The organism is Desertivirga brevis (assembly GCF_017355835.1).
Genome location: NZ_JAFEWF010000016.1, coordinates 59978 through 84045, shown reverse-complemented (window position 1 = coordinate 84045; position 24068 = coordinate 59978). Strand labels below are relative to the sequence as shown.

Genomic DNA, 24068 nt, shown 5'->3' with positions numbered 1-24068 from the left:
TAGGCATTTAATTTCCGAGGAATAATTTACATCTAACTATGGGTTTAAGAGATTGTAGCCTTTTAAAAAGAATGGGATTATTGTGAGGTCAAAAGGGCTGGAAAAACCGCTCTAACGGCACTTTATTGCAAAAAATAAGCCGTCTATGGGAGACAGCTCAAACTAACCAATTATAAACCTAAATTATATGAAAGGAGCTGTAGGGGAAGGAGTCGAACCTTCAAGGAGTGGTTAGCCCATTGCTGGATTTCCCATGATCTCCGCCACCGAGACAAGGAGGTGTGTCTGCCAGTTTCACCACCCTACAGTGTATAACACTTTTCTTCTGAAGTGTTGATACAAAGATAAAGGCATCTGTGTTATTTTGCAAATATTATAACAAAAAAAGTGCTTTTTTATAAATTAGATATTTGCGAATGCTTTTATTATCAATCTATTAACACAGGCTTAATTTAATAGCTCTTCTTTGAGAATTTGTTAAAAAAGGGCCCTGTTAGGCTTCTGGGAGAACTTTGCTCCTCTAATCTTCCTTTTTCCTGTTATCGTCTTCTATTGGCGTACCTTCTGTATTTTCTGCATGAACTCCTGGTATCGTATCCTTTTCGTCTTGGGCCATTTTAACGCGACGAGCCTGATCCAGCTTCTCCTGTTCTTCCCGGGAAAGCGTAGTATGGGATTCTATTTTCTTGCTCAACTCATGTTCATGGTCATACGTTCCTTGTATATTCTCGGCATTCACGCTGCCCTGCTCATTTCTCATTTTCTTTTCCATAGCTAGAATTTTAGTAATTACATCAATTGTCATACCGGAGTTATATCCTTAATGTAATTTCAGATTAGTTCCAAACTAAGTACCTTTGCCAGAGTATGGCGAAAGTTTCAATTAATATTGCTACAGGCTCTTTACAGAAAGAAGATATTATTGTAGGAATAGACCTGGGCACTACTAACAGTCTTGTGGCCTTTATTAATCCGGAGGGAAAACCTCAGGTTATAAATGATGTTGGTAAGGGAGTGCTTGTTCCATCTGTCGTTCATTTCCATAATGATGGAAGTGTTATTGTTGGTAACGAGGCTAAGGATTATTTAATCACCGATCCCCAGAATACTATATTTTCTGTAAAAAGACTCTTGGGCCGTTCTTATCAGGACATCGCTAATTACAAAGATTTCTTCTCGTACAAGGTTATCGACGATAACACAGAGAGTCTGGTTAAAATCAAAGTGGGAGAAAGGTTTTTTACTCCTATCGAACTTTCATCGCTGATCTTGAAGGAGTTAAAAGAGAGAGCGGAACACGCATTAAAAACTCCTGTTAGAAGGGCCGTTATCACTGTTCCGGCTTATTTTAATGACAGTCAGCGACAGGCTACCCGCGATGCTGGTAAACTTGCAGGACTTGACGTGCTTCGTATAGTAAACGAGCCAACTGCTGCCAGTCTTGCTTATGGGATTGGATTACAGCCAGAAGAAGAAAAGACAATCGCTGTTTACGATCTTGGAGGTGGAACTTTCGATGTTTCTATTCTTAAGATACAAAATGGCATCTTTGAAGTATTATCGACCAATGGAAATACCTTTCTTGGCGGGGATGACTTCGACCGCGCGATAATCGACTACTGGATACAGGAAAATAAACTCGACAGGAACGAGATCACCGAGAATAAGGAGTTATCACAAGCTCTCAGATTAAAAGCAGAGGAGGCAAAAAAGGCATTAAGTTACCAGAATATCTATAACGGTGCCATCGGCGATATTCCTTGCGCTATCACAAAAAGCACATTTGAGAAGCTTATCCAACCGAAGGTTCAGGAAACTATAGTTGCTTGTTCTAATGCTTTGAAAGATGCAGGAGTGAAGGTTTCTGAAATTGATGAAGTGGTTATGGTAGGCGGATCTACCCGTACCTCTTTGGTGAAACAGGAAGTTGCTAAGTTCTTCTGTCGCCGTGTGAACGATGCTATTAATCCTGATGAAGTTGTAGCTCTTGGTGCAGGAATCCAGGCGGACATCCTTGCTGGGAACCGTAAAGACATTCTCTTGCTTGATGTTACTCCGCTGTCTCTTGGCATTGAGACGATGGGGGGACTTATGGATGTGATCATTCCAAGAAATTCAAAAGTACCTACAAAAGCCGGACGCCAATACACTACTTCTGTTGATGGCCAGGTAAATATGAAGATCTCGGTTTTTCAGGGAGAACGTGACCTGGTGAAAGAAAACAGGAAACTGGCAGAGTTTGACCTTAAAGGAATTCCTGCTATGCCAGCGGGACTACCGAAGGTTGATATTAATTTCCTTCTCAATGCTGATGGTATCTTAACAGTACAGGCATTAGAACTTCGCTCGGGCGTAAAACAAGAGGTTGAAGTGAAACCTACTTACGGTTTAACAGATCAGGAAGTAGAGAAAATGCTTTTTGATTCTATTACGCATGCGAAAGACGACGTTTCTCAACGGATGATCATTGAAGCACGGACGGAGGGAGAACAAATGGTTTACACTGCACAACGATTTGTTGAGAAGAATGGGCAATTTTTAAGCATTCAGGAGATCGCCGATACCAATAGCTATGTAGAAGCGCTTAAAACTGCGCTTACCTCGGGCGACAAAGATCTTATCCATAAGAAGATAGATGAATTGAACGAGTTTACGCGTCCTTTTGCGGAAAGAGTAATGGACCAGGCGATCAGTCAGGCTATGAAAGGAAAAACGATTTAAACTTACTTGATCTCTGGAAAATAGAAACGGACAGTTCGTTGAGAGCTGTCCGTTTTTTATTGTTGCAACGGTGGACAGTGTCGAAAACACAGCCTGCGTTGAAGAATCTACTTATTTCCCGGGCAATCCATCTGCGTGAGGTTCACCCCGTGCAGGATCACATCAAACTCGGTCCTTCTGTTGAGTTGCTGATCTTCCTCAGAACATGGCACTTCGTCGGTACAGCGGTTCACTAAGCGCGACTTTCCGTAATACTCTACTTTGATCCGGCTGGCTGGTATTCCCCTGCTGATAAGATAAGTTTTAGCAGCTTCTCCCCTTCTTAAAGATAATGCTTTGTTATACTCAGCAGATGCCCTTGTGTCGCAGTGGCTCGAAGTGATAACTGAAATCTCCTTATGGTTCATCATCAACTCCGCCAGCGCATTTAAGGTAGGTTTCGCGTCTTCTCTTACCACAGATCTATCCAGATCGTAATAGATGTTCTTAACTGAGAAAACACGTTTCAGGGAATCACAATTCTTGGAGACCCATAACTGTGCTTTTTCGGACTTATCCAGCTTGAGATTAACCACGATCGTTGAATCTTCAAAGATATTGGTAGTGGTTAAAAAGGATCGTTTAGTAATGAAGCCCGGACTAGATCCGATGATTTCATAGTCGGTTTCCTTATTCAGTTCTTTTGCGAATTCGCCTCTCCTATTAACTCTTAGTGTATCTATACCGTTAGCGTGACGAAGGTAAACCTGGGCTCCAATCGGTGGAACTTTTGTATTTCCATCTGCAATTGTTCCCTTCAGGTAGACATGGAACTTCTGACGGGTATAATAGTAAATATCATCCGAACCATCCCTGTTAGAGCTGAAGTATCCCGATTTACCATCGGCATTTCTAATAATACCGAAATCATCACCAAAGGAATTTATGGGAGCGCCGAGATTCTTCGGTGCAGCCACCGGTAAATAATCCTTCAAAGCAATTTCGAAAATATCCAATCCACCAAAGCCCGCATAACCGGTTGAGGAAAACAATAAAGTATTATCATTCAGGAAATGCGGGAACATTTCGTCTCCTTCGGTATTGATCCGGGTTCCCATATTCACAGGCTTTGTCCATCTTTTCCCGGCACCAGTCCTTACTGAATAATACAGATCTACTCCGCCTTGTCCACCTGGCATATCCGACGCAAATACCAGCACTTTCCCGTCTTTACTTACCGCTGGGTGTCCAACGGAATAGTTATCGTTATTATAGCTAAACTCATCGATCTTATTCCAGTTTGGAGCTTTAGCAATGTACATCTTAAGCTTAACAACCCCGTTCTTACTTTTACCCGGAACGAGTCCCTTGAAATTATTACGGGTAAAGATAAAAGCTCCCTCAGGAAGGATAGCTCCCGGTCCCTCGTTAAAGATTGAATTAATCTTCCCTTTTACCGGCTGGATCTTGATTCCTGGATCCGCATCCTCCGCCAGGTTCTGTAACCATTCATGATCGAAATCTACAAGAGTGCGACTGTCGTTACTTGTAGGAGCTGTATCATCATCATTAACTATAAGTCTTGAGGATGACTTAGCACGAGACCCTGCGTCTTTTGCACCTTCTTTTCGCAGCGCGTTCAGATCATCTGTAAAATATAGATCCGAATAAGGCTTTTGATTCCATCCGAAGACCGGATTTACCAGCTTGGACTCCAGACGGTTGCTACAGAATAACAATCCATCCTTATAGAACATCGGTGCGTACTCGTCGGCCGAAGAGCTTAACCTCGTCTTCTCCACTTTCCATTCGGCGTTATCCTGATTAGAAAAGATGCCCGACTTCACAAATGCCTTTGCCCTTTTGTCTGCCGGAACCATCTTCAGGTATTTCCTGTACCAATTCTCTGCCAGCTCATACCTCTGATTATTCGCAAGAGCTTCGGCGTAATGAAGTGCCCAAACTGCTTTGAGATCGTCCTGCTTACTCAGCTTTTGAAACCACCTAAGCGACTCCTTATACTTCCGCAGGTGCCGGTTACTATAAGCCATCATTTCAATAGCTTTCAGGTTCGTGGAGTCTTGGTCAAGCACAAGTTCAAGATGTTTAACCGCAGCAACGTATCGCAAATCCTTGTACTGTTTCTCTGCCATCCTAAGCTGGGCTTTCAGTTTGGATGACTGAGCTAACACAGGTTGACCAAAGAGCAATATGAAAGAAAAAACTAAGAGTTGTATATATTTTCTCACGATTATCTGCTATTAAAAATATCTTGGACTTATAACACGGTTGCGATCCAGTCCCAACTCAAATCTCAGCATAATTTCATGGCTCCCTGAGTTATAACTTTGCAAGTCGGTAAGACTATGATCATAGGCATAACCTACGCGGATCTGTGGACTAATCTGAAATTCTACCATTCCGGAAACATCAGCATTTGTTCTATACTGAGCCCCTACAGAGAATACATTACGGATCCAAAGATTGGCATTGATATCACCCTCAAGAGGAGCACCTTTCACCGCCTTCACCAGGAAGGATGGTTTCAGTTTGAAATCATCATTAAGCGACAGCACATAGCCCCCCATTAGGAAAATGTGGCTAAACTGCCTGTTATTCTTAGACTGCTCGCCCGTATAGCTCGGCATTACATTTTGCATAAGTTGAGGTGACGACAAACCCAGGTAGAATTTGTCGGAATTATAGTAAGCCCCGGCGCCAACATTGTAAAAGTTAGTATTGGCATTATTGCCAAAAGCTACGTCATTAGAGGGCCCATAAGGTTCAAGTTGAACATTTGTATAGTTGGCCCTGAACTGGCTTATCCCACCTTGTAATCCAAATGAAAGGCTGGCACGATCCATTCTGATGCGATAGGCATAGGTAGCAACAAGTCCCGTAGTAGACATTATGCCTATCTTATCCTTAAAAACCTGAAGACCGAGCCCTACCTTTTTACGATTCATCGGGGCATCTATAGTAAAAGTGGTCGTCTTAGGAGCTCCTTCAATTCCAGTCCACTGCGAACGTATCAAGGTAGTGGCCGAAAGTACGTTCCTGCTTCCCGCATAGGCAGGATTGATAGAAAGGGTATTGAACATATACTGAGTATACATTGCTTCTTGTTGAGCAAATACCTTTTTGCCACCCAGCAGCATCGCTACAATAACAGTCGCTAAAATTATCTTCCTCATTATCTGTTCAGTGTTATATAGCCTGTAAATTTCTCATTGCCATCAATCACAATGATGTAGAAGTAAGTTCCCGGAGGAAGGTCCTGCCCAAGGTAAACACCCTCAGTACATCTTCCATTCCAATCGTTCTGATAGTCATTTGACTGGTGAACCCTATTGCCCCAACGGTTAAAGATCTGAATGGCAATCTTACGGTTATTGACGTTTCTTATCACGAACAAGTCGTTTGTTCCATCATTATTAGGCGAGAAGCCCTGAGGGATGAACAAGCCAGGGAAACGCAGTTCAACCAGCGTAGGGTCTCTTGGAGATACATCACCGTCGTCTGCAGGATCAGGCTTAGTTCCGGAGGTCGACTGGTCTCTTACCTTTGTGATTCCTGAAGCTGGATTGGCCTCTGTAAATGCAGTGTTCACAAACACACCATCTTTGTCAAGCAACTTAATAGTGAGTAGCAATTCTACCGTTGCAGTTCCACCTGCGGCAAGTTTGCTATTTGCTTTGTCAAGCAATTCAATGTTTGAAAAACCATTAAAGGAGTTGTTCACTGCAAGAGTACCTTTAGCTGTTAATGATTTAATGATAAATTGAGCGTTATTAAATGCCAGACCAATATCGTCTGTAAGGCTTACGTTCTGCAGCTCTTCTGCTCCATAATTCTTTATGGTAAAGATATAACGAACCTCAAAAGAGTTATTCGGACCCGGCACTACGCTTGCGAGTTGTTTTGCAAGTCCGATAGCGGAAGATGCTGAACCCTTACCTACTGCAATGGTAACTGTCTTTGGCGCGGATGTTCCTTTTTTCTTTGCATCATTATCATCAATAGTGTACTGGAAAGTAGCTGTTCCGCTGAAGCCGGAAGCAGGCGTAAAGATGAAACTTCCAGGGTTTGCGGGATCGGCAGTAACTGTTCCACCTGATAGGTTCGGACTAACAATTTTAACACTTGCCGGATTAACAGAGCCATCAAGGTCGTTTGTTAAAGCTGCTATATTAATATTTAGAGGTGTATTTACTCCGGTTGTTAAATTCGCGTCAGTACCTATCGGAGGGTTATTGATATGAATGGTGACATTAATAGGAGGTGTCAATTTACCATCATATAAGTTGATAAGTCTGTAGGTGAACCTGTATACACCGTAAAAGTCTTTATTAAAATCCAGGGGCTCGTACTTCAAACTACCGTTAGGATTGACGCTGATTCCAGCTGTTTGAGGATCAGCTACTGCCCAATTTGTATTTACCCCATCGTTAGCCTTCACATCCATTATTTCAACACCCTGGTTAGTAAGGGTGGCATATTCGTCGGGAACACCAGCAGGTGTAGCTTTTACTACTATAGTGATCTTTCCGGTATTAGACTCTACTCCCAAATTATCCTTGATAGTATAGTTGAAAAGTGTAGCACCCGCAGTTCCGGCAAGAGTAAATTTAACACCATCTGATTGTATCCCTGTTGTTACTGTACTACCTGATACCAGGGTGAGCTTCAAGGAAGTTTTGTCTAGTGTTTTCTTTCCGGTTATAGTAGCCAGTTTTGCAACAATATCTTCAACAAAAGCAGGATCGTCCTGATACCTTTCAAACGTGGTATCTCTAACTACAGGCTTGATTGGAACGGGAAGGACAACTGAGGTTTTTCCACCAAGAAAATAGCTATTAGGATCTACTCCATCATAAGAATCATCCTCTGTCCATTTTGTTGATTCTGTAATTAATTTGGCGAATTCAGCTTTCGCTGTTGATGTATTGTCTACTGTCCAGGCAGTAGACCTCGAAAATGGTACATTAATTACTAATTCCAAACTATCCTCTGCCCCAACTGCCAGTTTACTCGCCGTCCGGTTTAACAGTTGTATATTAAGCGAATCAAGATTGTCTACTTTCTTCCCTGTAAAAGAGGGATTCAAAATCAGCGTTCCGTTATTACTTAACTTCCTAAAACTTTTGATCGTAAAGTTACCACCCGTCAAAGCCTGGGATATATCATCAAGGATACCGACGTTTGATAATACCATCTGATCCGCTTCACTGAAAGCTGCAACCTGAGGACTTAGGTTTTTAACATAGAACTTATAAGTGATATCGTAACTCGAACCTTCTGCTTCAACAAAGCTGGCTTTTTTTGCTATACCGATCTGCGGCTTAGGATAGACTTTTATTTTAATCTTGGCCTCATTTGAAACGAGGCCTCCTCTATCCCTGAGCTTGTAAACGATCATATCATTTCCGATCTCCCTTGAAGCATACAAATAGGTTCCGTTAACCTGCTTTCCTTCTCCACGATCATTATGTGCAGCTGGCCTTACGGTTTCAATCCTTGTTCTAAAATCCTCGATCGGTTCGTCAAGGTCGGGATCCCGGTCATTCAAGAGCGGCCAAAGGGTAACAAGGGTATTGGTGGTAATGTAATAAGCCGAGGTGGGACTCGCATCCGGGTCATCTACTGCAACCGGAGGATAATTAATCTTTATGGTTACCAGGATATCATCAGACAGTTCACCATTAGCGTCTACAATATTATAGGTAAAAGAATCACTTGTACTTCCTTGTACTGGCCTATAGCTGAATGTTCCGGTTGCCTCCGACCAGAAGAAATTCGCAGGATTTGTATTGATTACATTTGGATAAGTTTTGATCCTGAATGTAGTATTCAAGCTATCAGGATCATTTTTTCTGACACTGAAGTTGGCCAGAGTTTCATTAATGTTTACAATCGCAATATCAGGCTTCCCAACTGGCCGTTGTCTGACAACTACAGAAACAGTTGCTGCCCCCGACTTTAGCCCACGGTCATCAAGCACGTAGTAAGTAAAAGAATCCGGACCGGTATAACCGAGCTTTGGTTCGTATGTGACCAAACCCGTTGTAGGGTTAACACTTATTGCTCCTCCCTGTGCTGATGTGATCCCGTTAAGGAAAACTTTGTCCTTTGGAATCACGTGATCCTTTTCTGCTATATCATTTTTTAAAACGTCTATGGTAATTGATCTTCCAGGATAAGTAACAAAGGGATTATCCTGACCATCATTTATAGCCTGAGGAGGTTCAGAGCGAAGATCGTAGGTATTTATCTGTACATTCCTGATCTCATGTATATTTCTTGAATCTCCGGTTGAGGAAGCTATACCATACATCAGCATTGGAGGAGGTGCATAGGTGTAGGGATGTTTATCGATAAGGGTTAGACGTTTTGGGGTTGGACCGCCTATCAATATTTTAACTGTTAAATAGTAACCGTTTTTACTATCGCCATTGATCCTTTCCATATCGATAAAGCATTTGCGATATCCAACTGTTAACGAGTCTACAGCCCTTTTGCCTGAATGTATCTCGAAATTGAATGGAGCTTCATTCGTTTGGACGTTTCTTACAAACTCGTATCCACTCGATGCAGGTCCCCTAACAGTGATAGAATTACGAGTCGGAGGCAAATGGCCAATAGGCTCTATACCTGTAGTCCTACCTTCCTTTTTCATTTTAAAATTCCCATACTCGTCCATCCCCACACCAATATAACCGCCGCTGAGACCGGCTGAAATACTACCATTTAAATCATAGGGAGCATAACCTAAGGAACCACCAAATCCTCCGATTTGAAAATTCCCATTGTTAACAGCGTTGGCATCAAATAAGAAAAACGTAATTCCATCGGCTCCTGAATCCCCGCCATCGTAGGTGAAATATTCGAAACGAATTGAGAAACCCTGCGATGAAGTAAATGGGGTTTTACAATAAATATATCCCTTTTGATTGTTGTCGGCGCTCGTGAGACGAAGAAATCCCTGCCCTTCTGCGTCCTTTACGTCAGACCCGGCAGTAAGAAAGGCTTTTCTTGGCTCACCATTAAATACAATATCATCATCCTTGATATAGGAATTCGTAAAGGTTTCGTTATATGTAAAAGGTGTAACCTGTGCCAATACAGATCCCATACACCCTACCAATAACAGGAATAGTAAGTATTTTCTCATAAAGTATTCCCCAAGGGAAGATGGTTAAATTTTACCGTCAATGCTTGTTTTATAAACTCATCAAAAGCGCTAACAGAGGATTGAATTGTAATCCCAAAAATTAAACCACTTGGTATTATTTAAGGCAAATATAGCTTGAGCCAAGCTAGATTGAATAAAATACTTAATATAATAAACCATCAGTTTAATTTTTCCTCTCAGCGTTGCTACCAGGGTTTTATTTCTTTCCTTCTATCACTATTCATCCTCAAACAAACCCAGAAACTGGGGATTTTTTTTCTCACTCTTTTGTAACATTGTGTCCAGCAGTATCGTATTCCCCTTATAATCACCAATTAGGATCTTATGGCTATATTGGCACACATTTAGATTTTAAAAGTGACCTCGGGGATATTCAATTATAAAATTAATACACTATCTACGGACATTATACGTTAACTTTACCTCTTATTTTGGGGCTTTTTAAAAACATGAGTAAACTAGGGAAAAGACTTTTTCTAATAACTATCCTCCTCTTTAGCCTGCAACACGTTAATGCCCAAGAAAGTATGATGAACGAGATATCATACGTTTATATGGAAAAATTAGTTGCAGTTGCTTTGGAAAATTACCCTAGAGTAAAATCAGGAGAAAGCAGGATTAAAATTGGAGAAGCAAACATAGCTAAAGCGAAACTAGGCTGGATAGCCCCGGTTAGTTTATCCTGGGTACATTCTCCGGCTAATTCATTAAATATTCTAAACCCAACCTTCTTTAGTGGCTACCAGTTAGGGATATTTTTTAACATCGGAAGTTTTTTTCAAACACCTTTCAATGTAAAGGGAGCTAAGGAAGATCTGAAAATCACAAAAAATGATATTGCGGAGTACCAGTTAACGCTTACAACGGAAGTAAAAAGAAGATATATTGCCTATATTCAAGCCATGAAACTTGTTCAGGTTGCATCAAAAGCAGCAATTGACGCTCAAACTGATGCTGCAATGGTTAAGTATAAGTTTGAAAGAAGCGAAGTAAACATGTCTGAATATAATAATACCTTAGACCGACTAGGAGCTCAGAATCTTGCAAAAATAAATGCGGAAGGGGGATTGCTTATTGCAAAGGCCTCACTGGAAGAGCTTCTTGGAGTTAAATTAGAAGAGGTAAAATAGATGGAGTTAGCGAAGTTTTTTAATTTCTTATACAAGCACATCGTCGTTATAATCATTATACCGATTGTTACGGTATCTATAACGTATTTCCTGGTTAGAAACCTTCCTAATTCCTATGTCTCCAAATCTCAGATATCCACAGGCCTTGTAGATCGGACTAACGATGCCGTTGTGACTGAACAAACAGCACCTCAGCAGCAAGAAATTGATCAAACATTCAGCAACATGATCCAACTGATCCAATCGAATAATGTGTTGGACATGGTTGCCTATAAATTTATACTACATGACCTTAAAGATCCTGCTCCATTTAGAAAGCCGAGTCGTTTTCTAAGTGAATTAAGTGCTGAAGACAAGCGCAAAGCAATAATTGGTTTTGAAACAAGATACAGGAACCGTAAACCGCTTACTTTGGTTACTCCGGAAGAGGAGCTACTAAACGGCATTTTGGGATCCATGAACTATGATTCTGAATCTTTAAGGGGAAAGTTACAGGCCCTTCGTGTTGGGCAAAGTGATTTCATTACCATAGAATTTTCATCAGAGGATGCCAAATTATCTGGTTTTGGGGCTAATGCTGTGGCAGCTGAATTTATCACCTATTACGCGGATAGGGTGAGGGACGCCGATCGTAAGTCGGTCACATTCCTATCTACCCTTCTACAGGAAAAGCAAAAGAACCTGAACGACAAGATGAACCAGCTGAAGTCTTACAAGATTCAGAATGGCGTACTTAACCTTCCTGAGCAGGCGAAGATCCTTTATCAGCGAATGATCGAGGTTCAAAGCAACCGGGAACGAACAGACAAAGAGATCATCTCTTATGCTGGAACCATTAATGACATCAATAGTAAATTCACTCCAAGAGAAAGAAAATATCTTGAGGCTACTACTTCCCGCGTAAACTCTGATATCCTTGCCTACAGGGAGCAGTTACAAGCCCTAACCGATGTTTTTATCAGAGAAGGCTTTGATAACAATTATAAAGACAGCATGGACTCGTTAAGAAGTATCCTTAACGGAAAGGTAGAAGAGTCGGTAGAGGAAAATATTTTTAACCCGCTTGCTGCAAAACAGGATCTTGTATCGCAAAAAATTAATATGGAAACGCAGCTGCATATTGCTCAGCATAGTGTTGCCTCCTTATTAAAAGAGTATAAATCGCTTACGTCCCAGTTCTCGCGACTAGTTCCTTTTGAAGCAATTATCCAGAGCTACGAAAGAGATATCGATATTGCTAGTCAGGAGTACCTGGATATCCTTGATAAATACAACCTGTCAAGTATTCAGAGCAACTTCTCTGTAAAGCTTAAACAAAGCCTTTTCGCATTACCAGGAACTGCTATACCATCTAAAAAGATGCTGCTCATTATCATCAGTGGTATTGTTGGGTTTGCATTTGTGGTCTTTGTACTCTTTATTTTATTCTTCTTTGACACGACAGTTACCCAACCAAAGGAACTTGCTAATGCATCCAGGTTCCCTGTATTGGGATATATAGAAAAATTGCATACATCAACCACCGACGTCCATAGCCTTTGGAATTGGAATAAAGGTGGATTTAAGGATCAGCTGCGATCTATCCGTTTTGAAATTAGCGCAGAATTAGATTCAGAGCCGCTACTTGCATTGCCTGGGGCAGAACTTACAGTGGCGAATCCTCAGCTACTTCAGCAATCGTATCCTAAAAACACCAATCTCCTGAGCGTTACAAGCTTTTCAAAGGGGGAAGGCAAAACCTTTTTATCCATAAGTCTTGCTTATGCCTTTGCATTGACCAATAAAAACATTCTCCTTATTGACGGAAATTTTTCCAATCCTACTCTTTCAAGGTCAGTAAACGCGGAATTCTACTTTGAAGACTTCCTCCTCGAAAATATTTTTGAAACCGATTTCAAGAGAAGGGGTATAAGTGTTTTGGGTAACAAAGGAAATGATGCCTCTCTATTAGAGATCACGAGTCAGGAACGATTAAGGGAGAAGATATCTCACCTGAAATCGAGCTTCGACTACATCATGGTAGAGATCCCGCCATTAGAACAACTGGATAAAGCAAAAGAGTGGTTTTTGTTTACTGATAAAATAGCAGGCGTTTTTCAATCTAACCGGAAGTTCGGTAACAAAGAAACGGTAGCTAACGATTATCTGCATGCTTTAAACGATCATAAGTTTATTGGCTGGATCATAAATAAGGTAGAAATAACCAAGCCTGAGAAAAAGAAAGGCTGGTTCAAAAAAAAGAAGCATGAATCATATAGCTAATACTCTTTGGAATGCAGTTCAGGCAATCATAGGGTTCAACCTGATATTTCCATTATTATTACTCTTCATTGCTACTTTAGTCCGCAAAAAGAAACCAGCAAGGCAGCCTGGCAAGGAAGCCGACTATGCTATTATTGTTACGGCATATCTTTATACAGACAGCCTTCATTCAGTCGTCTCCTCAATCTTAAAGCTTAATTATTCCAATTACCTTATTTATATTGTTGCCGACAATTGCGATATCAGCAATCTTCATTTCGAAAGTGATAAGGTTGTCCTGCTTAGACCTGAAACAGTTTTAGCAAGTAATACCCGGTCACATTTTTATGCAATCAGAAATTTCAGAAGAGCCCATGAGAGGCTTACTATCATCGATAGTGATAACCTGGTAGAACCGGAGTACCTGAACAACTTGAATACTTATTTTGATCAGGGATTTGAAGCTGTACAGGGAATCAGGGAAGCTAAAAACCTGGATACAACTTATGCACGCCTTGACGGTGCACGTGATATTTACTACCATTACTATGACGGTAAGCAGTTGTTTGATGCCGGTTCCTCGGCAACCTTGGCTGGTTCGGGAATGGCCTTTACCGTGGCTTTATACAGGGAATGTTTGGAACAGAAAGATATCGTTGGAGCTGGTTTTGACAAGATCCTTCAGTCGGAGATCGTTAAAAGGAATAAACGTATTGCCTTTGTTCCTGATGCAATCGTATTTGATGAGAAGACTTCACGTTCCGATCAGTTGGTGAATCAGCGAGCAAGATGGATCAACACTTGGTTTAAATACTTCCGTTTTGGCTTTACACTGATCTTTAAGGGTATTGCTAATTTTAGCTGGAATCAGATCTTGTTTGGTATCGTTTTACTGCGCCCTCCTTTGTTCATCTTTCTGATCCTTGGGATGATGATGATGTTTGTTAATCTCTTTATCAACCCAATGGTAGCAGCATTATGGGCAGCTGGATTTATCGCTTTCGTTACAGGGTTCGTAATCTCTCTGAAACGTTCTCATACAGATCCAAGGATATATACTTCCCTTGCAGGTATACCTAAATTCGTATTCTTTCAGTTAATTTCCCTTGCCAATATTTTCAGGGCAAATAAAAGGTCTGTTTCCACTCAGCACTTCCATACTGAGACCGAAATTGAAAAAACACTACAGGAACAGAAAGTATAAGTATCATGAAAATCCTTCCTGAACTAAAAGATAAGTTTAATAAGATTCCGGATGAGAATAAGCTACAATATACGCTTGCGATCATTTTAGCAGCGGGAACTACTTATGTCTGGTTCATTAAAATCCTGTTTCTTTAATGCGCACCAATCCGGAAACAGCTTATGTTCGTCCCCCGGGAAGACCCGATGTTTTCTACGAAAAACAGACAGATCCAAATAAACTTAAGGATCTCCTAAAGCAGTATGCCTGGCCACTTGGCATCCTGATGCTTTTACTTGGTGGTGCGGGGATCTCTTTCCTTGTCGTATCCAAAGGATCCTCCATAGGCCTATTGCTGATTGCTGTCATGATAGCAATTCCCACCGTCCTTGCCGTAATAGCCATTCCTGAATTCGGGATAATTGTACTCCTGATCATGGCCTATTTTATCATGTTCCTATTGCGACTGATAAAGGGCTATCCGCTGGGAACAATCATGGACGGTCTGGTGTACCTCCTCTTTGCGGGCTTCTTTCTTAAGCAGAAATACGAGAAGAACTGGAAGATTTTCCAAGGTCCTATTTCTGCAATTATTCTGATATGGTTCTCCTATAATATTCTTCAGGTAGGAAATCCCTGGGCCGGTTCAAGAGTTGCCTGGCTTTATACCGTTAGGTCGGTAGGTGTATTTACCCTCACCTATTTCATCTTTGTTTATAACATTAGAAGGATAGAATTTATCCGGATTATTTTTACCACCTGGATGTGCGTATCAATGTTTGCCGCTGCGTATGCGACTAAACAGGAATACTTTGGGTTCTTCGATTTTGAGCAGGAAGAGCTTAATGACCCTTTAGTAATGTTACTGCTTTTTATCAACGGTCAGTGGCGAAAGTTTTCTATTTTCTCAGACCCGGTAGCATTTTCCTATAACATGGTTGCCAGCACTTTGTTCTGCTTTGCCAAGGTAATTGGGCCATATAAAAAAAACACACGGATTGGCTACGGCTTTATGGGTGCCTTTTTTATTTCGGCCATGTTATATTCAGGTACCCGGGGTGCGTACGTACTTATTCCTGCTGCTCTGGCTTTGTACCTGGCAATGAACATCAATAAGACTACGCTGCTATATGGTGCTATTGGTGCTGTCTTTTTTCTCGCACTGATCAATGTGCCAACCTCTAACGTCACACTTTATCGATTCCAATCGGCATTTAAGCCTTCGGATGATGCTTCCTTCAACGTTCGAAAAATGAACCAGAAGCGGATTCAACCCTATATACTAAAACACCCTTTTGGTGGAGGACTTGGAGGATCCGGCGCTTCCGGGGTAAAGTATGCGCCAGGTACTGAAATAGCTGGTTTCCCTCCCGACAGTGGATACGTCCGTGTTGCAGTTGAGATGGGTTCTATTGGACTTATCCTGTTCTGTACGATGATGTTCATTGTACTTAAAGAAGGGATAAAGAATTACTTTCTGATCCAGGATCCGGAGTTGAAGAACTATTGTCTCGCAATGGTACTGGTTGTATTTGCCATAAATTTTGGGAACTATCCCCAGGAGGCTCTGGTGCAATTTCCTACCAGTATCTATATTTATCTGTATATTGCCCTTATTAATGTCACAAGAAGGCTCGATCTGGAGAAAAGGGGAATCACCAACGAGCCAGCAAAGAAAGTATTGATGCTTCGCCAATAATCATTATATGTCGGTTACTGAAAAAATTAAAAGCAACCCTGCTTTAAAGAAATTCGTGCATCGCCTGCTGATTCCGAAAAATGAATACAGCCCCAGGCTTTGGGTAAAACTATTCCTTAATCCACTAAAGCACAAGAGAGGGAAAGGATCTAAAGTTCGTTATAACACCAGGATGGACATCCTTCCCTTTAATGATTTTCAGCTTGGCGCCTATTCTATAGTTGAAGAATTTGCGACTGTAAACAATGGGGTTGGAGATGTTATTATCGGAGAAAAGACCATTATTGGCATTGGCAACGTAATTATCGGGCCGGTAAGCATTGGTAATAATACCATGTTTGCACAGAATATTGTCGTATCTGGATTGAACCATGGTTATGAAGATGTGAGCATCCCACCTAGCGAACAGAAGGTAAGTACGAAGCCCATTGTAATTTCAGACAATGTTTGGATTGGCGCGAATAGTGTTATCACTGCTGGTGTTACTATCGGGAAGCATTGCGTTGTTGGTGCAGGAAGTGTTGTTACGAAAAGCATTCCTGACTATTGCGTAGCCGTTGGCAATCCTGCCAAGGTGGTTAAAAAGTATAATTTCGAGTCAAAAACCTGGGAAAGAGTTTAGAATAAATGGCTTTAGAGAATAAGCATATTTTCATTCTGGGGACTGCAAAATTTGATGGACCGTACGAGTCTACCAGCTACACTGTTGCTAAATACCTGGCTAAGAACAATAAAGTCTATTATATAGAGAACCCCTATACCTGGAAAGACTATTTCAGGGAGAAAGGACAGGAAAGCTTTAACCGCAGAAAGGACTATTTTAAATCTTCTTCAAATGGATTGCTCGACACCTCTATCCCTAATCTGAAAATAGTTATCACCCCTCCCCTGCTGTCGATCAATTTTTTGCCTGAGGGATTTATTTATCGCCAGGTATTGAAGATCAATGAGGCGATCATAGCAAGACGAATCAAAAAGATAAATCAGCAAAAGGGAGTAAAAGAGTTTATTTATATCAACTCATTTAATTTCCATTACCCTAATATTGCAGACCTGACTAAGCCTGCACTATCGGTTTATCAGTGTGTTGATCCCCTCATTATCGACTTTGACCTGAAACATGGCACAACATCAGAACCGATAGTAGTTAAAAAGAGCGACCTGGTAGTATGTACCAGCAAGCAGTTGTTCAGGGAGAAGAAAGCAGTAAATCCCGATACTTACTTTGTTGCTAACGCTGCAGATATAAGTCACAGTAGTAAGGCTTTGGATGAGCATCTGCAAGTACACCCGGAAGTTGCTGCTATTCCCTCTCCGCGAATTGGATATTTTGGCAATGTTGAACGGAGGATGGATTTTCCTTTGATACAGGAAGTAGCTAAAGCGAATCCGGATAAAAGTTTTGTGTTCGTGGGACCAGTCTCTCCGGAATTTATTCCTGATTGGTTTTATAAAATCCCTAATATCCATTTGATTGGCAGACAACCATACGACCTCATGCCTTCCATCATTAAAGGCTTTGATATTGCTATGATCCCCTTCAAGAAGGACGACGTAAGCGCCACCATTTTCCCGCTTAAGCTCTTTGAATATCTTGGAGCAGGAAAGCCTGTCGTTGCAACCAATTTCAACCCAGATCTTAAGGAATTCACTCAAGATGTAGTAGAATATTGTGAAGACAGCGCTTCATTCACCGCGGCAATTGAAAAAGAACTGCAGGCTAATGAAGCATCGCAGATTGAACGAAGACTGAAAATCGCAGAAGAAAATACATGGGATAACCGTCTGAAAGGCTTTTCAGAACTTTTGGCGAGTTATCTCGTAAAAAAAACCTCTTAAGATCTTAAATATTAATTCTCTATGTCTATAAAAGTACTGTTTGATCATCAAAAATTCACTACACAACGTTATGGCGGGATCAGCAGGTATTTTGCTAATATCATCCAATCGCTTAAGAAAACTCCTGGCTATGAATATGACTTAGGGGTTTTAACAAGTAACTGTCATTATATACAACAGGAAAAACAACCTCTTAAGTTTTTAGGGGCAAAGGTATCCAACCCTTCTGTGGCGTATAAACTCAATAAATTCTATTGCGAACAGCTCCTTAAAAAGTCGAATTTTGATGTATTTCATCCAACATATTACGACAAGTACTTTATAGATAAGGTTAAAAAACCGGTAGTTGTAACCGTTCATGACATGACCCATGAAAGGTTGCCAGAGTATTTCTGGGCACAGGATCCCTTGACACACGAGAAAAGGTTGAACATAGAGCGTGCTGACAAAATCATTGCTATTTCTGAAACAACCAAGGATGACCTGTTGAGGTTCTCCAATGTGGATCCCTCGAAGATCAGCATTGTTTACCATGGAATCGAAACCAATACGCCATTGCTTACTGCACCGGTTAACAATCTTCCAGAGCAGTACATCCTCTTTGTAGGAGATCGCGGGGGATATAAAAACTTTTACTTATTTATTGAAGCATTTAAAATACTCTCTCAGAAGTACCCCCATTTAAAGGTTGTGCTTACTGGCGGCGGGGCAATAGGTATAGCGGATGCGGAACTTCTATACCGGAACAATCTGCAAAGCAAGGTGCAGCACGTTAATGTTACTGACGAACAACTGAACTATCTCTACAAAAACGCTTTTGTGTTTGTATACCCTTCCCTTTGTGAAGGATTTGGACTGCCTTTACTGGAGGCATTTAAAGCAGAATGTCCGATAATTGCCAGTGATATTGATTGCTTTAAAGAGATCGGAGGAGATGCTGTTCTATTGTTTAAAGCGCTTGAAACAGAAGATCTGGTAGCAAAGGTAGAAATGCTGTTGCACGACTCTTCACTACGCAATAAGCTAATTCAAAATGGCTTAAAACGATTGATGGATTTCCCTATCGAAAAATCCATCAACGAAACACTTGAAGTATATAAAGCTTTGGTTTAGACCTTAGCTTTTATTTTCTATTATTCGCTCCTTTCGAACACGTCGCACCAGATAAACTTATCGGTCATAATGCCTTTAGGGTGCTCTGCGCCAATTCTGAACGCCATCCAGTTCTTCGGAGCATAAACTGTGTTCTTTTTAGGAGAAAGGTATGCCGCCCACCACGCAAATGTACTGTTAGATATAACAGCAATATCGGCGTTCTGGATGATTTGGAAATCGGTTATTTCATCATTCTCGGAAAAGATATAGTTGGGTTTGGGCGGGAACAGGCTTTTCACAAACGGTACGTCGTCACTAACAAAGATCACTTTATAGCTATCAATGTCCTTGATCTGCTTAAGCCTTTCAACAAAATACTCTCCAGGCAAGGAAATATCCCTTTTCTGGTAATTCATATAATCGGTACGGCGAATATGAACAGCTATAGTCTTATTATTCTTGTAAAGATCTCCAAACTGCTCAAAAAAGGCATTTCTATACTTGTCCTTAATTTTAATATCTATTCCACCAGGGATCCTTTTCAAATACCAGTCTGATTGGAAATAGCCATAGTGCATGGTAAAGTTCTCTACCACCCGCTCGCGTGGGTGAAACAGGTTTTCAATGTATACGGGTTTGAACTTAATTACCTTTGGAATTACCCGGGTGAAAGCAGAATAGAGCTTTGAATCGAGGGTAAGATTATGATATAGTCCAAGATCGAAATACTTGGCAATCTTAGCATGATGAGGATTTGGAAAAAAGAACACCTTATCCTTGTGATTGGATTTAAGGTACAACAGGTAAACATACTGGAATAATTGATTTCCTAGCCTTCCTTTAAAATAAACGCCAACCATACACTTTACTTCTTTAAGAGATATTTATTAATAAATTCAGGATAAAATTTAACGGCGTAGACGAAGGAATTCAAAGCATTCACTTTCAACTCCCGGTACAAGATCACCTGGGCAATCGCAAAGCCTACAACGTTACATATCAACGTAGCATAAGCTGCGCCCAAAACCCCGAATTCGCGAATGAAAAAATAATTTAAAACGAGGATCAAACAGGTATTGAAAAGTACAATAAAGAAGGTTGTACGTGTTTTCCCTATCGAATCTAATATTACACCTGACTGCCTTCCAAAGCAACCGAAAATACAATATAGCAATGTGATGTTCAATATCGGTACTGAATCAGCATACTTATCGCCGGCAAGCAATTCAATAATTATACTATTAAAAATATAAACAAATATCAGCGCTGGCATCACAATAGCCAAAAGTGCTCCAACAGATTTCTCATACAAATACTTAACGGCCTCCTTCCCCTCGGTCTCGATACGTTTGGCGCTTTGAGGGAATACTATGGTAGCAATCGCATTAGTTGGAATATCTACCAGATTGGTGATACGAACCGCGATATTAAAAGCTCCGGATGCAGCAGGAGAAATAATTCCGGCAAGCATCCACTGATCAATAGTTCCAGAAAGGATCGAGCTTATATTTGTAGCAAAAGAGAACTTTCCAAAATTAAATATCTTTTTAATCCACTCTAGGTTGAACACATAAGCAAAATTCAGGTATTTGCGAACAAAGAACCAGGCAACGGCTATACTGGCAAGAGCACAGGCCATCTGAACATAAACCAGAGAAATAAGGTCAGTAGTGAACTTGAAGGTGAAATTTATTGCAATAAATAACAAAAGAATTATGGAACGAACCAGATTACTTGCAAAAACACCCTTATAAGAAAGGTTGGCCTGCTCAATACAGTTTAGCTGCGTGAGTACACCCGAAAGCAGGAATGTTATATTGTATAATCTGAACATAGGCTCCAGCTCAGGGGCTTTGAGTTTATCGGCAAGATATCCTGCAAAGATTAAATTTAGCAGTACGCAGAAAACGGTGATCGTTCCACTGATAGTGACAGATGCAGAAACGATCTTCGAATGTTCCTCTTCTTTCGATCCCGAAATAAACTTAATCAGAGCACTTTGAATTAATCCGTTCCTGACAACCTCCTGAATCGTAACGGCCTGAAGATATAATCCCCACACCCCAAACTCGTGCTTTCCCAGCAATCTGACAAGGAGATAAAATGTAGCCAGATTAATTAGTGTACCGGAAAAATTCTGTATGATATTAATTAAGCCCGATTTGAGCCAGTATTGGTCTTTTGCCATGATCGCGTTAATGAGATTCCAGATTAATAACTATATATAATGTTGTTGTACATAGCTAATCAACTGTTCGTCTGTTTTCGCATGGTAGATGGCTGCGTTCGAAAATTGTGGATACAACTTCTGGTAGCAATTAAAGTAGTGTTCCGGGCCTTGCTTAGATAGGATAATATTTGACCCTCCAAAATAGCTTGCCAATGTTGCTGTACCCCCGTGGATCGAAAGGAACTTACTGGCATTAGCATAGACCATCAACTGTAAATGATTGAAGTTCCTTGCCCCTGCCTTGTTCTCTTTAAAAAGATCCTCCATTAGTATTACTTCCGGAAATTCCTGCTGCAGCCATTCATAATCATTTAGCTCGTAAATATCACTATTATCCATCGTGATATTTTGTGGCCGGGGCCGGTTATAAATGATCGTATACTTATCTTTTAAACTTCTTATAATTTTGTCTAATACCTCAATACTGAAAAAGCTGATAGGTGGTCCGTCCCACTCCATATTGTAACGGTTGGCGATTACCAGAACGGGCTTTTCGAACTTGTATATATCATTTGCGTAGACATCCTTAAGCGGAACGGGTTCCCACTTGCTCATGTCGTAATCATGGCTATATAAGATACGCGGAATTTCAAAATCATAGTTCCCCTCGTTGGTCCGGGTATCGAACTGTTCCTGATGGTCAGGCGAAAAGAAATAGAGCTCTTTAGTATACTTTGAGGCTACCGTACTCTTCAGTGTACCGTTCTTATAATGCCAGTAGGCAAACGGAAGCGCAAATTGAAGCTCGGGAGCAAACTCCCCCTGAAAGGCAACTGTCTTATATGGCTTTTTTACCAGGTAGTCTTTGAAAAAATACTTGAACTGACGGAAGCGACAATGGTAAGTATCTCTTACAAAATATTTAAGTTCTGCCGGGACCTCCCGGTGACGAAGAAAGACGATTAAACTAAATATCTTGTTAAGTATTTTTTCAAACATATTAATTCAAATAAAGCTTAAAAGGAAGGCCTTCCAGCTTTGGTAAATGTTAAGCTAAAAATGATAATCGTAATTGAATCGTAAATGACGGTACAAGTGCCTCAATGCACTTATAGCCCAACTATTACTTTCTCTCCAAAAATTCCTTTTCATTGTTGATGGCTCAGAAGATGAGTTAACCTGATCAAACAGGTCATTGTAATCTTCGTAAAACAAAGCTTTACCCTTGTTTTTTAAGAATGACATCATCATTCTATATTCTGTAACATCCCCTTTAACTCCCTCAGCGTACCTTCCGAATTTATCGAGAAAGTTGCTCCTTCTAAGGTGGGGATGATCACTGTAGTAATAAAACTTCCGGTAAGTACCAGTTACGCTCCACCAATTAAACACCATTTCCGAAAAGCCATTACGGAAAGGCTTAAGCGAAGGATATTTGAAATAGGCATAGTACCTAACCATATCGAACTCAGAGTGGGCCTCCATGAACTCGTGTGAAAATTTCAACTTCTCGAGGAAAAGAGCTTTTGGAACAAAGTCTTCTTGAACATAAAGAGTATAAGGAGTTTTAACAGCCTCCTGCCCTTTGTTAATATTGTTCCCAAGACCCTTATTTTCGGGCGTTGTAACCAAATTGAATTCAAACTCCTTCTGCAAACTAAGCAGACATGACATATGTTCAATTTTACTACCATCATCAGACACTACAATGTCTTCAAATTGATAACCCTGATCCTTAAATGATCTTAAAAGCCTCTCGAGTGATTTACTCCTGTTATAATGAGTAATTAATAAAGTAATGCCCTTAAAGTAATAACTGCTACTCATTATCTTGAATAATAACTAACGACACAAGTTAAATGTGAAATTCTAAAAATTTATAATCCCGCGCTCTTCATTCATCACCGTTGTTTTGTCACTTATACGGAACCTGGGTCTGAAACGTTATATTTTAAGTAAAAATATTTATCAGACTACTACAACACCTTTGGGAGGAAATTTGTCGTCGTCTTTACCCCCTTGATTATTTAAGTGACCTGATTTCTCATTGCTAGTTGAGGGAGTGAAGTGAAGGTCGAAATTAAATCTTAAATACCTGTACGCCTCTCTCATCATCAAGATAAACGGATTCCCGCTCTCTCTCCATTTATTCCTGGTTACAGTACTCGGCTCGTATGATGTATTCACCTGGTCGAAAAGATCCTGATAGTCCTCATAAAATAAAGCCTTCCCTTTTTTCTGTAAAAATGAGAACATCATTTTGTACTCCGTCCTTTCCACCTTGATACCCTCATGGTAGCGGCCGAACTTCTGGAAGAAGTTGCTGCGTCGCAGGTGCGGATGATCGCTATAGTAGTAGAACTTTTTATATCCCCATGCCCAGGCATTGAAGATCATTTCTGAAAACCCGTGTTTATATGGCTTTAAATAAGGATACTTAAAATACGCGTAAAACCTCACCATATCGTACTCCTGATCCTCCTCTAAAGCAGCAAGAGCTTCTACAAATTTCTTTTTGAATAAGGGCTTTGGAACAAAGTCTTCCTGTACATAAAGTGTATAGGGTGTATTAACCGCGTCCTGACCTTTGTTTATATTATTGCCAAGACCTTTGTTAACAGGTGTTGTAATCAAACGAAAGGAAAATTGTTCCTGAAGCTTTTGAATATAATTAATATGTTCAGGCTTACTTCCATCATCAGAAACAACAATGTCTTCAAATTGGCAATCTAGCTTGGAAAACGTGCGGAGCAAACGTTCAAGTGATAAGCTTCGGTTATAATGCGTAATTAAAAGCGTTACTGAGTTAAAGTACATCT

Annotated in this window: 18 protein-coding genes and 1 tRNA gene; 9 read left to right on the top strand and 10 right to left on the bottom strand. The window is 40.6% G+C overall.

All coding sequences use genetic code 11. The features are described from left to right. Positions 1–197: 197 nt before the first annotated feature. Together J4N25_RS26120 and J4N25_RS26115 are read right to left on the bottom strand one after the other, a co-directional pair. Positions 198–307 (bottom strand) — tRNA-Asp (locus J4N25_RS26120). A 213-nt stretch (positions 308–520) separates the two neighbouring features. Further along, positions 521–772 (bottom strand): hypothetical protein, encoded by a 252-nt coding sequence (locus J4N25_RS26115; RefSeq protein WP_207424841.1) that lies wholly within the window; start codon positions 770–772, stop codon positions 521–523. Between the two features lie 95 nt (positions 773–867). Here J4N25_RS26115 and hscA point away from each other — a divergent pair, with 95 nt between their 5' ends. Continuing rightward, positions 868–2721, top strand: a complete 1854-nt coding sequence (gene hscA, locus J4N25_RS26110; RefSeq protein WP_207424840.1) for a Fe-S protein assembly chaperone HscA — start codon at positions 868–870, stop codon at positions 2719–2721. A gap of 107 nt (positions 2722–2828) precedes the next feature. Here hscA and J4N25_RS26105 read toward each other — a convergent pair whose 3' ends face one another. From J4N25_RS26105 to J4N25_RS26095, 3 genes are all read right to left on the bottom strand, one after another. Then, positions 2829–4853 (bottom strand): OmpA family protein, encoded by a 2025-nt coding sequence (locus tag J4N25_RS26105; protein ID WP_207424839.1) that lies wholly within the window; start codon positions 4851–4853, stop codon positions 2829–2831. A 108-nt stretch (positions 4854–4961) separates the two neighbouring features. Continuing rightward, complete coding sequence (locus tag J4N25_RS26100) at positions 4962–5894, bottom strand: PorP/SprF family type IX secretion system membrane protein (protein ID WP_207424838.1); 933 nt, start codon at positions 5892–5894, stop codon at positions 4962–4964. Continuing rightward, the gene (locus J4N25_RS26095) at positions 5894–9871 is read right to left on the bottom strand and encodes an Ig-like domain-containing protein (RefSeq protein WP_207424837.1); all 3978 of its coding nucleotides are present in this window, start codon (positions 9869–9871) and stop codon (positions 5894–5896) included. Before J4N25_RS26095 ends, J4N25_RS26100 begins: the two co-directional genes overlap by 1 nt. 470 nt (positions 9872–10341) lie before the next feature. On the opposite strand from J4N25_RS26095, the gene J4N25_RS26090 reads away from it, so the two are divergent. Genes J4N25_RS26090 through J4N25_RS26060 form a run of 8 tightly spaced genes read left to right on the top strand, consistent with a single transcriptional unit; the run spans position 10342 to position 19097 of the window. Further along, a complete protein-coding gene (locus J4N25_RS26090; protein ID WP_207424836.1) occupies positions 10342–11022 on the top strand; it encodes a TolC family protein in 681 nt (226 codons plus the stop codon). Continuing rightward, a complete protein-coding gene (locus J4N25_RS26085; RefSeq protein WP_207424835.1) occupies positions 11023–13284 on the top strand; it encodes an exopolysaccharide transport family protein in 2262 nt (753 codons plus the stop codon). It abuts the gene before it with no gap. Next, a complete protein-coding gene (locus tag J4N25_RS26080) occupies positions 13268–14467 on the top strand; it encodes a glycosyltransferase (protein WP_207424834.1) in 1200 nt (399 codons plus the stop codon). Before J4N25_RS26085 ends, J4N25_RS26080 begins: the two co-directional genes overlap by 17 nt. 5 nt (positions 14468–14472) lie before the next feature. After that, positions 14473–14604, top strand: a complete 132-nt coding sequence (locus tag J4N25_RS27015; protein ID WP_255537166.1) for a hypothetical protein — start codon at positions 14473–14475, stop codon at positions 14602–14604. Further along, a complete protein-coding gene (locus J4N25_RS26075) occupies positions 14604–16145 on the top strand; it encodes an O-antigen ligase family protein (protein WP_207424833.1) in 1542 nt (513 codons plus the stop codon). Before J4N25_RS27015 ends, J4N25_RS26075 begins: the two co-directional genes overlap by 1 nt. A gap of 7 nt (positions 16146–16152) precedes the next feature. After that, positions 16153–16767 (top strand): acyltransferase, encoded by a 615-nt coding sequence (locus J4N25_RS26070; protein ID WP_207424832.1) that lies wholly within the window; start codon positions 16153–16155, stop codon positions 16765–16767. A 5-nt stretch (positions 16768–16772) separates the two neighbouring features. Continuing rightward, on the top strand, positions 16773–17984 hold the full coding sequence (locus J4N25_RS26065) for a glycosyltransferase (protein ID WP_207424831.1): 1212 nt from the start codon (positions 16773–16775) through the stop codon (positions 17982–17984). A 21-nt stretch (positions 17985–18005) separates the two neighbouring features. Beyond that, positions 18006–19097: a glycosyltransferase family 4 protein gene (locus J4N25_RS26060; RefSeq protein ID WP_207424830.1), complete on the top strand. Its 1092-nt coding sequence runs from the start codon at positions 18006–18008 to the stop codon at positions 19095–19097. 20 nt (positions 19098–19117) lie between these two features. Here J4N25_RS26060 and J4N25_RS26055 read toward each other — a convergent pair whose 3' ends face one another. The 5 genes from J4N25_RS26055 to J4N25_RS26035 all read right to left on the bottom strand — a co-directional run bounded on the left by J4N25_RS26055 (position 19118) and on the right by J4N25_RS26035 (position 24066). After that, a complete protein-coding gene (locus tag J4N25_RS26055) occupies positions 19118–19939 on the bottom strand; it encodes an alpha-1,2-fucosyltransferase (RefSeq protein ID WP_207424829.1) in 822 nt (273 codons plus the stop codon). Positions 19940–19944: 5 nt separating this feature from the next. After that, positions 19945–21267, bottom strand: a complete 1323-nt coding sequence (locus J4N25_RS26050; RefSeq protein WP_207424828.1) for a flippase — start codon at positions 21265–21267, stop codon at positions 19945–19947. Positions 21268–21297: 30 nt separating this feature from the next. Next, complete coding sequence (locus tag J4N25_RS26045; RefSeq protein ID WP_207424827.1) at positions 21298–22248, bottom strand: hypothetical protein; 951 nt, start codon at positions 22246–22248, stop codon at positions 21298–21300. A gap of 54 nt (positions 22249–22302) precedes the next feature. Further along, complete coding sequence (locus J4N25_RS26040; protein ID WP_207424826.1) at positions 22303–23076, bottom strand: glycosyltransferase family A protein; 774 nt, start codon at positions 23074–23076, stop codon at positions 22303–22305. 141 nt (positions 23077–23217) lie between these two features. Continuing rightward, positions 23218–24066 (bottom strand): glycosyltransferase, encoded by an 849-nt coding sequence (locus tag J4N25_RS26035; RefSeq protein ID WP_207424825.1) that lies wholly within the window; start codon positions 24064–24066, stop codon positions 23218–23220. Positions 24067–24068 lie beyond the last annotated feature (2 nt).

Bases quoted from the DNA above. Each gene is read 5' to 3' on its own strand.
- J4N25_RS26115 (WP_207424841.1), bottom strand. From the start codon at position 772: ATGGAAAAGAAAATGAGAAATGAGCAGGGCAGCGTGAATGCCGAGAAT.
- hscA (WP_207424840.1), top strand. From the start codon at position 868: ATGGCGAAAGTTTCAATTAATATTGCTACAGGCTCTTTACAGAAAGAA.
- J4N25_RS26105 (WP_207424839.1), bottom strand. From the start codon at position 4,853: ATGGCAGAGAAACAGTACAAGGATTTGCGATACGTTGCTGCGGTTAAA.
- J4N25_RS26100 (WP_207424838.1), bottom strand. From the start codon at position 5,894: ATGAGGAAGATAATTTTAGCGACTGTTATTGTAGCGATGCTGCTGGGT.
- J4N25_RS26095 (WP_207424837.1), bottom strand. From the start codon at position 9,871: ATGAGAAAATACTTACTATTCCTGTTATTGGTAGGGTGTATGGGATCT.
- J4N25_RS26090 (WP_207424836.1), top strand. From the start codon at position 10,342: ATGAGTAAACTAGGGAAAAGACTTTTTCTAATAACTATCCTCCTCTTT.
- J4N25_RS26085 (WP_207424835.1), top strand. From the start codon at position 11,023: ATGGAGTTAGCGAAGTTTTTTAATTTCTTATACAAGCACATCGTCGTT.
- J4N25_RS26080 (WP_207424834.1), top strand. From the start codon at position 13,268: ATGAATCATATAGCTAATACTCTTTGGAATGCAGTTCAGGCAATCATA.
- J4N25_RS27015 (WP_255537166.1), top strand. From the start codon at position 14,473: ATGAAAATCCTTCCTGAACTAAAAGATAAGTTTAATAAGATTCCGGAT.
- J4N25_RS26075 (WP_207424833.1), top strand. From the start codon at position 14,604: ATGCGCACCAATCCGGAAACAGCTTATGTTCGTCCCCCGGGAAGACCC.
- J4N25_RS26070 (WP_207424832.1), top strand. From the start codon at position 16,153: ATGTCGGTTACTGAAAAAATTAAAAGCAACCCTGCTTTAAAGAAATTC.
- J4N25_RS26065 (WP_207424831.1), top strand. From the start codon at position 16,773: ATGGCTTTAGAGAATAAGCATATTTTCATTCTGGGGACTGCAAAATTT.
- J4N25_RS26060 (WP_207424830.1), top strand. From the start codon at position 18,006: ATGTCTATAAAAGTACTGTTTGATCATCAAAAATTCACTACACAACGT.
- J4N25_RS26055 (WP_207424829.1), bottom strand. From the start codon at position 19,939: ATGGTTGGCGTTTATTTTAAAGGAAGGCTAGGAAATCAATTATTCCAG.
- J4N25_RS26050 (WP_207424828.1), bottom strand. From the start codon at position 21,267: ATGGCAAAAGACCAATACTGGCTCAAATCGGGCTTAATTAATATCATA.
- J4N25_RS26045 (WP_207424827.1), bottom strand. From the start codon at position 22,248: ATGTTTGAAAAAATACTTAACAAGATATTTAGTTTAATCGTCTTTCTT.
- J4N25_RS26040 (WP_207424826.1), bottom strand. From the start codon at position 23,076: ATGAGTAGCAGTTATTACTTTAAGGGCATTACTTTATTAATTACTCAT.
- J4N25_RS26035 (WP_207424825.1), bottom strand. From the start codon at position 24,066: ATGTACTTTAACTCAGTAACGCTTTTAATTACGCATTATAACCGAAGC.